Source organism: Bradyrhizobium sp. SZCCHNRI3043, assembly GCF_032377735.1.
In the GTDB taxonomy this organism is placed as follows: Bacteria; Pseudomonadota; Alphaproteobacteria; order Rhizobiales; family Xanthobacteraceae; genus Bradyrhizobium.
This window is the reverse complement of the sequence record NZ_JAUHID010000004.1, coordinates 203,958-217,337: the sequence shown is the minus strand read 5'-3', so window position 1 is coordinate 217,337 and position 13,380 is coordinate 203,958. Positions and strand designations below refer to the sequence as shown.

Annotated in this window: 10 protein-coding genes and 2 pseudogenes; 4 read left to right on the top strand and 8 right to left on the bottom strand. The window is 66.4% G+C overall.

Features of this window, described 5'->3' with window-relative positions; genetic code table 11:
* The first annotated feature begins 9 nt into the window (after positions 1-9).
* Positions 10-1,617, top strand: a complete 1,608-nt coding sequence (locus QX124_RS12035) for a Na+/H+ antiporter (RefSeq protein ID WP_315797268.1) — start codon at positions 10-12, stop codon at positions 1,615-1,617.
* Between the two features lie 184 nt (positions 1,618-1,801).
* Here QX124_RS12035 and QX124_RS12030 read toward each other — a convergent pair whose 3' ends face one another.
* The 4 genes from QX124_RS12030 to QX124_RS12015 all read right to left on the bottom strand — a co-directional run bounded on the left by QX124_RS12030 (position 1,802) and on the right by QX124_RS12015 (position 5,751).
* Positions 1,802-2,314 (bottom strand): GNAT family protein, encoded by a 513-nt coding sequence (locus QX124_RS12030; protein ID WP_315735290.1) that lies wholly within the window; start codon positions 2,312-2,314, stop codon positions 1,802-1,804.
* Between the two features lie 477 nt (positions 2,315-2,791).
* On the bottom strand, positions 2,792-4,093 hold the full coding sequence (gene ispG / locus QX124_RS12025) for a flavodoxin-dependent (E)-4-hydroxy-3-methylbut-2-enyl-diphosphate synthase (RefSeq protein ID WP_315797267.1): 1,302 nt from the start codon (positions 4,091-4,093) through the stop codon (positions 2,792-2,794).
* A 13-nt stretch (positions 4,094-4,106) separates the two neighbouring features.
* On the bottom strand, positions 4,107-5,060 hold the full coding sequence (locus QX124_RS12020; RefSeq protein ID WP_315735294.1) for a DMT family transporter: 954 nt from the start codon (positions 5,058-5,060) through the stop codon (positions 4,107-4,109).
* 199 nt (positions 5,061-5,259) lie between these two features.
* Positions 5,260-5,751, bottom strand: a complete 492-nt coding sequence (locus tag QX124_RS12015; protein ID WP_315756867.1) for a Fur family transcriptional regulator — start codon at positions 5,749-5,751, stop codon at positions 5,260-5,262.
* A gap of 175 nt (positions 5,752-5,926) precedes the next feature.
* Between QX124_RS12015 and QX124_RS12010 the strand changes: the two genes are divergently transcribed.
* From QX124_RS12010 to QX124_RS12000, 3 genes and pseudogenes are all read left to right on the top strand, one after another.
* Positions 5,927-6,406 carry a MarR family transcriptional regulator gene (locus QX124_RS12010; protein WP_315756866.1) on the top strand — a complete coding sequence of 160 codons (480 nt, stop codon included), beginning with the start codon at positions 5,927-5,929 and terminating at the stop codon, positions 6,404-6,406.
* Positions 6,399-7,547, top strand: a complete 1,149-nt coding sequence (locus QX124_RS12005) for an HlyD family secretion protein (RefSeq protein ID WP_315797266.1) — start codon at positions 6,399-6,401, stop codon at positions 7,545-7,547. Before QX124_RS12010 ends, QX124_RS12005 begins: the two co-directional genes overlap by 8 nt.
* 6 nt (positions 7,548-7,553) lie before the next feature.
* Positions 7,554-9,114, top strand: a pseudogene (locus QX124_RS12000) (DHA2 family efflux MFS transporter permease subunit).
* A gap of 359 nt (positions 9,115-9,473) precedes the next feature.
* On the opposite strand, the pseudogene QX124_RS11995 reads toward QX124_RS12000, so the two are convergent.
* The 4 genes and pseudogenes from QX124_RS11995 to pcaF all read right to left on the bottom strand — a co-directional run.
* Positions 9,474-9,749: pseudogene (locus tag QX124_RS11995) on the bottom strand (SPFH domain-containing protein); the annotation flags it as partial.
* Positions 9,750-9,921: 172 nt separating this feature from the next.
* Positions 9,922-10,986: a phosphotransferase gene (locus QX124_RS11990; RefSeq protein WP_315797265.1), complete on the bottom strand. Its 1,065-nt coding sequence runs from the start codon at positions 10,984-10,986 to the stop codon at positions 9,922-9,924.
* 59 nt (positions 10,987-11,045) lie between these two features.
* A complete protein-coding gene (locus tag QX124_RS11985) occupies positions 11,046-11,939 on the bottom strand; it encodes a dioxygenase (protein ID WP_315797264.1) in 894 nt (297 codons plus the stop codon).
* 132 nt (positions 11,940-12,071) lie between these two features.
* Positions 12,072-13,280, bottom strand: a complete 1,209-nt coding sequence (gene pcaF / locus QX124_RS11980) for a 3-oxoadipyl-CoA thiolase (protein ID WP_315797263.1) — start codon at positions 13,278-13,280, stop codon at positions 12,072-12,074.
* Positions 13,281-13,380 lie beyond the last annotated feature (100 nt).

The following is a 13,380-nucleotide window of genomic DNA, read 5'->3' as shown; positions in this document are numbered from 1 at the left end:
CCCCCAGCCATGGAAGCTCACTTTCAGATATTCCTGATCCTGCTGGCCGTGTTGGCGGGAACCGCCCTGATCGCGCGACGCGCCAATCTCGCGCCGGCGATCCTCTTGATGCTCGCCGGCATCGCGCTCGCCTTCGTGCCGACGATGCCGGCGTTCGCGCTGCCGCCCGAGCTCGTGCTGCTGGTGGTGCTGCCGCCGCTGATCTATTCGTCGAGCGTCGCGATGAGCTGGCGCGAGTTCAAGCGCAATCTGCGGCCGATCGTGCTGCTCGCGGTCGGCTGCGTGATCTTCACCGCCTCCATGGTGGCCACCGCGACCCACTATCTTCTCGGCCTGCCCTGGAGCCTCGGCTTCCTGCTCGGCGCCATCGTGGCGCCGCCCGACGTCGTGGCGCCGCTCGCCATCGCCCGCCGGCTGCATCTGCCGCGCCGGGTCATGGTGATCCTCGAAGGCGAGGGCCTCGCCAATGACGCGACAGCGCTGATCCTCTATCGCTTCGCGGTGGCCGCCATCACCACCGGCGCCTTCTCCTTTCCGGTCGCGGCCGGCGAGTTCGGCCTGATCGTGGTCGGCGAGATCGCGTTCGGCATCGGCGTCGGCTGGCTGATGCTGCGCGCCCGTCACTATGCCCGCGACCCGCAGGTCGAGATCACCCTGTCGGTGCTGACGCCGTATCTGGCGTTCTGGATCCCCGAGCATGTCGGCGGCTCCGGCGTGATCGCGACCGTGGCCTGCGGCCTCTACATGAGCTGGAACGGACCGCTGTGGATCTCCTCGGCGACCCGCCTGCAGGGCATCTTCTTCTGGGACCTGATGATCTACCTCATCGAGGGCATGCTGTTCCTGCTGACCGGCTTCCAGATGCGGCTGATCTACGAGAAGTCGAAGGTCTTTCCGCTCGACGACATCATGATCGCGACCGCGCTGGTGCTCGCCATCGTCGTGATCGCACGCTTCGCCTGGACCTTCCCGGCGACGATCCTGCCGCGCCTCCTGAGCAGTTCGCTGCGCGCGCGCGATCCGCTGCCGCCGTGGCGGCAGACCTTCATCATCGGCTTCACCGGCGTGCGCGGCACGGTCTCGCTCGCCACCGCGCTGGCGCTGCCGCTGACGCTCTCGACCGGCGATGCGTTTCCCTATCGCGACCAGATCCTGTTCATCGCCTTCGGCGTGATCTTCTTCACCCTGATCGGTCTCGGCCTGACCCTGCCGGCCGTCGTGCGCTGGCTCGGGGTCGGCAACCAGGGTCGCGCCGAGCATCAGCGCGAGCATGAGCAGGAGATCGCGGCCCGGCGCGAGGCGCTCGACAGCGCCTTGCGGTCGCTGGAAACGATGACCAGCGATCGCGAGCTGTCGGACGAGGTGGTGCGGCTGCTGCGGGCGCGCCACGAGGTACGGACCAACCAGCTCCCGGAAGGTCTGAAGCCCGAGGACAACGACGCATCGGCGCTCGGCATCGAGCTGACCCGCGAGCTGATCACGGCGGAACGCAAATTCATCCATGTGATGCTGCGCGACGGCAAGATCACCGACGAGACCCGCCGCCGCATCGAGCGCGATCTCGATCTGGAAGAGGCGAGCCTCGCCAATCGCGAATATGGGCACGTGCCGCTGTAGGAGCGGAGGGCTGGTGGCGGGGTTGTAGGACGCGATGTTGCGGCAAACGCCGTCATTGCGAGCGCTGCGGCGCAGCGAAGCAATCCAGAAATCCTTGCGCGGCCCTGGATTGCTTCGCTTGCACTCGCAATGACGTGGATAGAGCCGCGCACATCTCTCCCCGCTATCGAGGGGAGCCTCACCCTCACCGCTCGATCATCCAGCGCGTCACGGCCTGATGGTAGTTCATCGGGCCGGGCACGGTCTTGTAGGTCTTCAAGTAGCGGAATCCGGCCTTCTGCAGGGCGCGGTTGGGGGCGGTGTTGTAGGCGTGCGGCTCGCAGAACAACTGCTTGAGCTGCAGCCGCTCAAAATAGAAATCGATACTGCGGCGGACGCATGCGGTGCCGAGGCCGCGGCCGCGCAGCTCCGGCTCGGTGACGTGCAGATGCATGTGGGCGCGGTTGCCGAACACGATGCGGTCGCAACTGGAGAAGCCGATCGGGCGGCCGTCGAGCCGCCAGATCACCAGCAGCGCCGCGCGCTCGGCCAAGGGCGTGTCGTAGAGCGTCTGGAACAGTCCGGTCCACACCTGCCTGGTCGGCATCCGCGTCGGATCGATGCCCATCACGTCGAGCTGCTCGATGCTCGACGAATAGAAGTAGTCGATGACCATCGAGGTCTCGGCGAGTTCCATTTCGCGGATGTCGAGATTCATCGAGGCGTCCTCTTCAGCAGGCCTCAAGGTGCTGATCATGCGGGCGGCAGTGGGGCGGGCGCCGTTCTGATGGGGGCAACCGCGACATCACGGCGTGCGTTGCAGCCGATCCGCGTGCAAAAATTTCAGACCGCGGCGCGCGGCACAAGCAGCCGTCGGTTGCAGGTCGGCTGTCGCTCTCACGGCAGGCCGATTGGACATGAAATCTAGCTGAGGACTCTTTCTCAAGCTCCCCGCCTGCGACAGAGGGATCGCATATGACGATCGGAGTTGTGCGACCGTCTGCTGCCACATCGTCATGGCCGGGCTCGTCCCGGCCATCCACGCCGCTCGGCATCCTCGGAACGACGTGGATGCCCGGGACAAGCCCGGACATGACGGAGTAACGAATGGTCAGGCCTTCTCGCCGCAAGCAACCGCCCGATCAACCCAGCGGACAGGAGGCGCCGCTGGCTGAGCCGGGACCAGCGTGCCGCCCTACTCCGCCGCGGTCACGTTCTCCGGCGCTTTCGCGCCGCTGCCGTAGCGCTGGTCGATGTAGTCGATGACCAGCGCCTTGAAGTCGGCGGCGATGGTGGGCCCGCGCAGGGTGCGGAACTTCTTGCCGTCGACGAAGACCGGCGCGGCCGGGGCCTCGCCGGTGCCAGGCAGCGAGATGCCGATATTGGCGTGCTTGGATTCGCCGGGGCCGTTGACGATGCAGCCCATGACGGCGACGTTGAGCGCTTCCACGCCGGGATATTGCGTCTTCCAGGCCGGCATCTCCTCGCGGATGAAATCCTGGATCGAGCGCGCCAGCTCCTGGAACGTGGTCGAGGTGGTGCGGCCGCAACCCGGGCACGCCGCGACCAGCGGCACGAAGGTGCGGAAGCCCATGGTCTGCAGCAGCTCCTGCGCGACCTGCACTTCGAGGGTGCGGTCGCCGCCGGGCTCCGGGGTCAGCGAGATGCGGATGGTGTCGCCGATGCCCTGCTGCAGCAGGATGCCGAGCGCCGCCGAGGAGGCGACGATGCCCTTCGAACCCATGCCGGCCTCGGTGAGGCCCAGATGGATGGCGTAGTCGGAGCGTGCGGCGAGGTCCTGATACACCGCGATCAGGTCCTGCACGGCCGAGACCTTGGCCGACAGGATGATGCGGTCCTTCGGCATGCCGAGCTCCTGGGCGCGGGCGGCCGACAGCAATGCCGACTGCACCATCGCTTCGCGCATCACCGCGCGGGCATCGCGCGGGCTCGCGGAAGCGGCGTTCTCGTCCATCAGCTTGCTGAGCAGCTCCTGGTCGAGCGAGCCCCAATTGGCGCCGATGCGCACCGGCTTGCCGTATTTGTTGGCGAGCTCGATGATGGTCGAGAACTGCGTGTCCCGCTTGTCCTTGAAGCCGACATTGCCGGGATTGATGCGGTATTTCGCCAGCGCCTCGGCGCAGGCCGGATAGTCGGTCAGCAGCTTGTGGCCGATATAGTGGAAGTCGCCGATCAAGGGCGTGGTGATGCCGCGCTTGTCGAGCTGCTCGCGGATCTGCGGGACGGCCGCGGCGGCCTCCTCGCGGTCGACCGTGATGCGGACCATCTCGGACCCGGCGCGCGCCAGCGCTGCAACCTGGGCCACCGTCTGGTCGACGTCGGCGGTGTCGGTGTTGGTCATCGACTGCACCACGATCGGGGCGCCGCCGCCGACGGCGACGTTGCCGACCATGACGCGGGTGGTCTGATGCCGGGGAGCGGGTCCGGCGACATCGGACGCTGAGGTGTTCTCGGTCAGGATCTCGGGCTTGTTCATGGGCGCTCGGATATCAGGTTTTGGTGACATTCAGCAATGGATCAGTCGCGGCCAGCACCACGCGGTTCGGGCGGTTTACGAGAAAAAGCCCAACGATCACAAGCACGGCAGCCAGGCCAAAGGCCAGCGTCAGGGCGTCATGCAGGATGAAATAGCTCGCCACCACCCCGAATAAAGGGGTGATGAAGGTAAATGCCGACAATTTGCTGGCCGAGTAGGCCTTGATCAACGCGAACCAGATCGTGAACGTGGTCCCGACCACCCAGATCGACTGGTACGCCATCAGGCCGATCACGAACGGGCTGGGAACCTGGGTCAACCGCTCCCCGGCAATGAGCGCCGCCACGGCCATGATCGGGACGGAGACCGCGACCTGGTACCCCAATGCCCGCTCGGGCGCGATGAAGCGCAGCCGGGTGCCTTTGACGAACACCGTGGTCACACCCCAGAGCAGGCCGCCGCCGACCACCAGGAGATCGCCGAGCAGCACGCGGCCGTCGACATCGGCCTGGGGAATGCCGATCGCCAGCGCCACACCGGTGAAGCTGAGCGCCAGCCCGCCCCATTGCGCCGGCCCCATCCGCTCGCCGAGGAAGCGGAACGAGCCGAGCGCGACGAAGAACGGCGCGGTATACAGGAACACGATGGCGCGCGACGCCGAGGTCAGCAGCAGGCCCTGATAGATCAGCACGAATTCCAAGCCGAACAGCAGGCCTGCCACCAGGCCGAGCCCCAGCGTGCCGTCGCGCTCGAACATCTTCACGCCGCGCACCCGCGCGAACACCAGCAGCACCGGCAGCGCACCGAGCGAACGGAAGGTGGCCTGCAGCAGCGGCGGAATTTCAGGCAGCGCGAGCTTCACCGCGATCTGATTGAACGCCCAGGACAGGCACAGCACGAGGATGACGGCGATCGCGCCCAGGCCGAGCGGCCGGGTCGCGGCGGAGGAGGTTGACGTTGCGGACACGAGGACGTTGGCTCCCTGGCGCGTTTCTTTGTATTCGGACCGCCATCAAGGTGTGGTCAGCTTTGTCTTTGTCGGTCGGAGATGATGCGGAGGTAGAGCGGCGGCGGTGCTCGCCTCTCCCTGCGCGCACCGTTCTCGCGCTGAACCTCGAATACGACAGTCATTCACACGTGTATAGCTTCGGCCGCAGTGACGGACCTCACGCGGCCCTCTGGCAATGCGCGCACAACCCGGTGATCTCGACGACGGAAAGCTTCGGTGTGAAGCCCGTTGCCGCAGCGGCCAGCTTCAGGCTTTCCGCGATCGGCGCTGCCGGAACCTCGCCAACGGCGCCGCAGCTCTCGCAGATCAGGAACGCCACCAGCGCGGTCTGCTCGTGGTCGTGGGCGCAGGCGAGGAAGGCATTTCGGCTCTCGATGCGGTGCACCAGGCCGTTCGCCATCAGGAACTCGAGCGCGCGGTACACGGTGATCGGCGCGGGCCGCGCGGTGACCTTGGCAAGTTCCTCGATGATCTCGTAGGCCCCGAGCGGCCGGTGGCTCGACAGCAGCGCCTCCAACACCTGGCGGCGCTGCGACGTGAACTTCTGGCCGCGCTGAGCGCAGATGCGCTCGGCATGGTCCAGGGCATCGGCCGCGCAGCGGCCATGGTCGTGGTCCGGCGCCGGGAAGGTGGGCTTTGCGAGGGTCATTGCTGACAATCTAGCATCTCGGGCCGGTCTCGCCAAAGGCCGCGGCCGAGCCATGCATCTTCGGCGGGGCCGGTGCGCTCGGCGGGGCCATCAAATATTCATAAGCTTGCTTATTATATCGGAGGCTCATTACAGCCAAAGCTCAATTTCTTCCGCCACTGAATCGAGATCCGCCATGACCCGCACGTCCGCGGACGTGAATTTCCTGTTTACGCTCGGCGAGCTGCAGCGCCTGGTGCGCGCCTATGCCGACAAGGAGGCGGCGCGCTTCGGCATGACCCGCGCGCAATGGGCCGTGCTGGCCAAGGTGGAGCGCAACGAGGGGATGAAGCAGTCCGAGCTCGCCGAGCAGATGGAGATGCAGCCGATCACGCTGACGCGGCTGATCGACAAGCTCGCCGACGCTGGGCTGATCGAGCGGCGCGGCGACGACACCGACCGCCGCGTCAACCGGCTCTATCTGAAGAAGGCCGCGCGTCCGCTGCTCGCGAAGCTCGCGGTGCTGCGCGGCGATCTGACCGACACCGCCCTTCAGGGCATCAGCGCCGACGACGCCGAGCGGCTGATGACCCACCTCGAGGCCATCAAAGAAAACGTGAGAAACGCCCTGCAGTCGTTGTGCGACGAGCAGCGAAAGGAGCAGCGCTATGGCTGAGCCCGCCCTGAAACTCGCCCCCGAACAGAAAGCCGGCTCGGATGCGGCGGCCGACGCCGAAAAGCCGGCGCGCCCCGGATTCGTCCGCCGCTACCGTCGCACGCTGCTGCTGGTCGTGCTGCCGCTCGTCGCCGCCGTCGGCGGCCTCGTGCTCTATCTCAACGGCGGCCGCTACGTGACGACAGACGACGCCTATGTCGGCGCCCAGAAGGTGCTCATCACCCCCGACATCTCCGGCAAGATCATCAAGGTCGTCGTCAAGGAAGGCCAGCAGGTGCAGAAGGGCGACGAGCTGTTCGAGATCGATCCCGTGCCCTACCGCCTCGCGGTCGACCAGACCAAGGCGGCGCTGGAGCAGGCGCGGACCACCTACGACAACCTCACCGCCAACATCAAGATCTACGGCCAGATGCTCGACCTCGCCAACCAGGGTATCGACCTGAAGCAGAAGGACGTCGAGCGCAAGCAGACGCTCGCCAAGAACAATTTCGGCTCGCAGCTCGATCTCGACAACGCGGCCAACGCGCTGGTGACGGCCGGCGCGCAGGCGCAGTTCATCAAGCAGCAACTGTCGAACGCGAAGACGCAGCTGCTCGGCAATCCCGAGCTGCCGCTGGAGCAGTTCCCACCCTACGTCCAGGCCAAGGCCAAGCTCGACGAAGCGCAGCGCGACCTCGACCACACGACGTTGCGCGCGCCGATGCCGGGCATCGCCACGCAGGTCGACCAGATCCAGCTCGGCCGCTTCGTCACCGCGGGCACACCGGTGTTCTCGGTGATCGACATCGCCAATCCCTGGGTCGACGCCAATCCGAAGGAGAGCGACTTCACCTATGTCGCGGTCGGCCAGCCGGTCGAGCTCGACGTCGATGCGTTCCCGAACCACCGCTTCAAGGGCACGATCGGCTCGCTGTCGCCGGGCACCGGCGCGCAGTTCGCGATCCTGCCGCCGCAGAACGCAAGCGGCAACTTCGTCAAGGTCGTGCAGCGCGTGCCGGTGCGGATCTATTTCGACAAGAACGACAAGTATGTCGCGCGGCTGAAGGCCGGCATGAGCGTGAACGTCGCGATCGACACCGGCCACCAGCGCACCCTGGCCGGCCTGTTCGGCACGGCGCATGCCGCGGAGAAAGAGGAGTAGCGCGCCATGACTGCGCCGGCGGCCTCATCAGCGGCGGTTCCGGGCTTGCGCCGCAACATGGTCACGATCTGCGCCATGACGGCGACGATCATGCAGGCGCTCGACACCACCATCGCCAACGTCGCCCTGCCCTACATGCAGGGCACGCTGTCGGCCTCGCAGGACCAGATCAACTGGGTGCTGACGTCCTACATCGTCGCGGCCGCGATCATGACCGCGCCGGTGGGATGGATCGCCAACCGCTTCGGCCGCAAGCGCACCTTCATCGTCTGCTCGGCCGGCTTCACCATCGCCTCCGTGATGTGCGGGCTCGCCCAGGACATCACGCAGATGGTGTTGTTCCGCCTGCTGCAGGGCGTGTTCGGCGCCGCGCTGGTGCCGCTGTCGCAGGCCGTGATGCTGGACTCCTACGCGCTGCATGAGCGCGCCAAGGCGATGGCGATCTGGGGCATGGGCGTGATGCTCGGCCCGATCATGGGGCCGTCGCTGGGCGCCTGGCTGACCGAGACCTATTCCTGGCATTGGGTGTTCTTCGTCAACCTGCCGTTCGGCGCCGTGACCGTGCTCGGCCTGATGGCGTTCATGGAGGAGACCAAGCCGAACGCGGAGCTGACCTTCGACTGGTTCGGCTTCGCTGCGCTCGCCATCGGCATCGGCTCGCTGCAGATCGCACTCGACCGCGGCGAGGATCAGGGCTGGCTGGAGAGCAACGAGATCATCATCGAGTTCATCGTCGCCGGCGTCGGCTTCTACTATTTCCTGGCGCATTCGCTGACGACGCAGCGCCCGTTCATCCAGTTCGCGCTGTTCAAGGACCGCAATTTCGTCGGCGGCTGCGTGTTCATGACGGTGATGGGGCTGGTGCTGTTCTCGACCATGGCGCTGTCCTCGCCCTATCTGCAGAACGTCATCGGCTATCCCATCATCACCGCCGGCGTGCTGCTGGCGACCCGCGGCTGCGGCACGTTCGTCGCGATGATGCTGGTCGGGCGGATGCTGCGCTATATCGAGGCCCGCACCTTGATCATCGTCGGGCTTGCGCTCACGGCGCTGTCGCTGTTCCAGATGACGGCGTGGACCGACCAGACCGGCGTGCCGGAGATCATCACCATCAGCATCATGCAGGGGTTTGGCTTCGGCCTCGTCTTCGTGCCGCTGTCGACGGTTGCGTTCCTGACGCTGCCGGGCGAGCTACGGACTGATGGAACCTCGATGCTGACCCTGGTGCGAAATGTCGCAAGCTCGATCGGCATCTCCATTGCGATCGCGCAGCTCACCGAGGGAACGCGGCGGAACCACGCGATCCTGGTCGAGCACATCAACCCGTTCAATCACGCGCTGCAGATGCCCAATGTTGCCGGCCTGCTGAACCTGTCCACGGATGCCGGTCGCGCGATGGCCGATGCGATGGTGATGGTGCAGGCGCAGATCCTCGCCTTCTCGCACGACTACCAGCTGGTCATGATGTTCATCCTGGTCTCGATCCCGCTCGCGGTCATGATCGGCTCGACTCGGACGGCACTGCGCCGCGCAGGCGGCACCGGCCGATCACGCGGTGATGGAGTGACCGTTCCCCGCGACGGAAAAAGCGTGCGCTGTTGAGACGCAGCGGGACCGGGATAGCAAAAAGGTGACCGCGACGTGATGGATTTGTAACTTCAATCCGGCGCGTTTCCGGCTATCTTCTGCCCACCCCACTCGGTTCTCTGCGTATGAGTTGCGCGCAGGGACTGCACTTCATGAGCGCCCCACTCGTGATGTGCCGGGCGGGGGCGGTGGCTCCTCCAGCGCCGCCCCCAGCCCCGGGGGAATTGGTCGCTCGCGTCGCGGGCTGACGGTATCAAGAATCCCAAACCGAGAACCTCCGCTGTCGTCCCGGGCAGGCCCGATGACGCAAAGCGTCAGCGGGCGCCGACCCGTCTGCCACGCAGTCTGCGTCGCGCTCGCCACCTCGGCACGGGTGCTCGCGGTCTTGTTGGCGATGTCGCGCTCGTCGAGGAAGTTCTCGGCGTTGAAGAACGAGATGTCGGTCTGGTCGAGCTTGGTCGGCGACACCGATTCCAACTCCAGGCCGTTGGACTGCACGTCGGCCTCGACCGCGGCCTGGACGTGCTTGACGAAATCCGAGCGCTTCTCCTGCAGGTCCAACAGCTCCATCGTCGCCGCGACCGAGCGCAGGCCGTCGACGAACTTGGCCTCGACGCCATGCCCATGCCGATATGTCGCGCCGATGCTTGCCGGCGGTTCAAGGCCGACGAACAATCTCTGGTGATCGTTAAGGGGGCTGGTAGCGACGCCGGCAAATGCACCGCAGTGACGTGTAGCGACAAGGACCTCGCCGCGCGCGTGCGGCCCTGTCTCGAGGGAGGCGCCGTCAGTCCAGCAATTCGCGGCAGCCGAGATCGTCGAACGCAAGGAAGATGCGCTCGAGATTATTCCACCAGATCACCGGCGGGAGCTGGATCGCCCATTGCCAGACCGGCTGGGCGATGTGCCAGAGTACGGCGAGACGATAGTCCTGATCCAGCGACGCCCTGTCGTAGCCGGTCACACCGCCTGCGACCAATGTCTGATGATAGCTGTCGAGCAACGGCCGCTCGATCCGCGCCCGACGGTCGGGATAGATCTGCAGCGCGATCATGTAGGCGAGATCGTTCGCGGGCACGCCGATCCGCCACTGGTCGAAATCAAACGCGCGCACGTCGTCGCTGTCGGCGGCCTTCGGCACCAGAAAATTCCAAACATGCGCGTCGCCATGCGCAATGCTGAGGTTTCGCCGCGACAGATAGCGTTCCGAGAGCCGCGGCGTCGCCGCCATCAGGCGTTCGTAGACCGCGCGCCGGTCCGCGCTCAGGCGGTCTCCCAACTGATCGGCGAAGCGCTGATAGTGGCCGGCAAAGGTTCTGCCGCGCTCGGCGCGCTCGTCCGCGGTCGCGAAGCTGCCGATGGACACGCCAAGCCGCGGATCGTCCCACCACGCCGCATGCAGCCGCGCCAGCGCCCGCACGATCCCCTCGGCCTGGGGCAGCGCGGGCGGCAGCGGCCATGGCGTCGCCGTCTGGTGCGTGTCGGTGAGATCCTCGAGCAACAAGTGCCAGGTGAGCGCGGCTTCGTCCCACGCGCCGCCGTAAGAGCCGGGCACCAGGCCCGTCGGCATGAGCCGCGCCAGTCCGCGATAAAAGTTGACCTCGTGGCGCCCGCCCCGCCACAGCGTCTTGGCGAAGGCCGGCATCGGGATTTTCAGGATCAGCACCTTCGGCGCGTCCGGGGCCGCGCCGCTATAAGACAAACCAAGGCGGATGATGCGCGACAACAGCATCGGCCGGTCGCTGATCACGGCGACGTCCGAGACCGCGCCGGACTCGAGCACACCCGCCTCACGCATCGTCGCCGTCAACGCGGCAGGCTTGGCAACGGACGGCAAGTCGGTGGAGGACATGTGGGCGCCGTCCCTTCAGGGTTGCAGCTTGCCCACACTAGCATGGATATTCCGAAGCGCTACTTGATCGGCGCGCGCGGCAGCACGGTGTCGCCGATCTCCATCCGGTAGACGTGATCGAGCGAATACCAGGGCGTGGTGACTTCGGGCTCGGTCGGATGCGGCTCGTCGTGGCGGATGAAATTGCCGAGCAGCGCCTTGGTGACGCCGAACTGGACGTCGCTGTCGATGTGCGGGTCGTTGGGGTCGTAGACCTGCGAGATCAGGACCTTGAATCCCGGCTTGACGATCAGCGCGTGCAGATGCGCCGGCCGATAAGGATGGCGGCCCTGCGCCTTCAGAAGGCGGCCGACGACCCCGTCGGTCGGGATGGGATAGCCGACCATCATCACCGAGCGAAACCAGAAGCGGCCATCGGCATCGGTCACGAGCTTGCCGCGCAGGTTCATGTCGGCCTGCTCCGGGTCCTGGTTCTCGTAGGCGCCGACCGGGGAGGCGTGCCAGACGTCGACCTCGGCGCCGGCGACCGGCGCGCCATGGGGATCGACGACGCGCCCGTTGACGAACAACGCCGGCCCTGGTGTCGCCGAGCGCACGATCGAGCCGCCGTTCGCGGTAACAGGCGAATTCAGCCGCCAGAACGGACCGAGCAGCGACTGCGCCGTCTCGGTGTTGCCGCCATCGCCATTGTTGAGCAGGCAGACCAGCGGCGAGACGCCGAGCGAGCCGGCCATCAGCACCACCTCGTTGTGGGTGTCGTTCGTGCGCTGACCGAGCTCGGCGACGAGGGCGGCGGCCTCGCGGAATTCGGCCTCGGTCAGCCTGACATCGCGGACGAAGCCATGCAGGTGCTTGATCAGCGAGACCATGATCTCGCGCAGCCGCGGATTGGTGGTCTGCTCCATCACCGCCAGCACCGCCGGCGTGACGTCCTGTTCGCGGGAGATGGTCATGGTCAATTCTCCGTCATTCCGGGGCGATGCGAAAGCATCGAACCCGGAATCTCGAAATTGTTGGGACTCATCTCCAGATTCCGGGTTCAGCCCTGCGGGCTGCCCCGGAATGACGAAGCGCTTAGCGCTTCGTCAGTTGATCGTCTCGACCGCCAGCGCGACGCCCTGGCCGACGCCGACGCACATCGTGGCGAGCGCACGCTTGCCGCCGCGGACCTCGAGGCCGTGCACCGCGGTCATCGCGATGCGCGCGCCGCTCATGCCGAGCGGATGTCCCAACGCGATGGCGCCGCCATGCGGGTTGACGAAATCGGCATCGTCGGCGACGCCGAGCTGGCGCAGGCAGGCGATGCCTTGAGACGCGAACGCCTCGTTCAACTCGATCAGGTCGAAATCGGTGATCTTCAGGCCGAGCCGCTCCATCAGCTTGCGCACTGCCGGCACCGGGCCGATGCCCATGATGCGGGGCGGCACGCCGGCCGAGGCGAGGCCGAGAACGCGCGCGCGCGGCGTGAGGCCGTGCTTCTTCACGGCGGCCTCCGACGCGAGAATCATCGCGGCCGCGCCGTCATTGACACCGGAGGCGTTGCCGGCGGTCACCGTGCCCGGATTGCGCACGATCGGCTTCAGCTTGGCGAGGCCTTCGAGCGTGGTCTCGGGGCGCGGATGCTCGTCCTTGTCGACGGTCACGGGCCCTGCCTTGCCGCCGGGCACCGACACCGGCGTGATCTCGGCGGCGAAATAGCCCGACGCGATCGCCTTGCCGGCGCGCTGCTGGGAGCGGATCGCGAACGCGTCCTGGTCGGCGCGCGACACCTGGAATTCCTCGGCGACGTTCTCGCCGGTCTCCGGCATCGAATCGACGCCATACTGCTGCTTCATCAGGGGATTGATGAAGCGCCAGCCGATCGTGGTGTCGAAGATCTCGGCCGAGCGCGAGAACGCCTCCGTCGCCTTGCCCTGCACGAACGGCGCGCGCGTCATGGATTCGACGCCGCCGGCGATCGCGAGATCGACCTCGCCCGAGCGGATCGCGCGGCCCGCGGCGCCGACCGCATCGAGGCCGGAGGCGCAGAGACGGTTCAAGGTCTGGCCGGGAATTGAATCCGGCAGGCCCGCGAGCAGCAGCGCCATACGCGCGACGTTGCGGTTGTCCTCGCCGGCCTGGTTGGCGCAGCCGAAGAACACCTCGTCGACCGCCGCCCAGTCGAGATTTGGATGCTTGGCCTTGAGCGCCTTCAGCGGTGTCGCCGCGAGATCGTCGGTGCGCACTTTCGCCAGCGAGCCGCCGAAGCGGCCGATCGGGGTCCGCACCGCATCACAAATAAACACGTCTCGCATCGCTCTCTCCCGAACTTTCGTGTTTCTGGTCAGAATTGACGGCGGTTTTAGGAGTGCGATGGGAGCAGGTCAAATGACGGGAGCGCGGGGTGGCATGCGT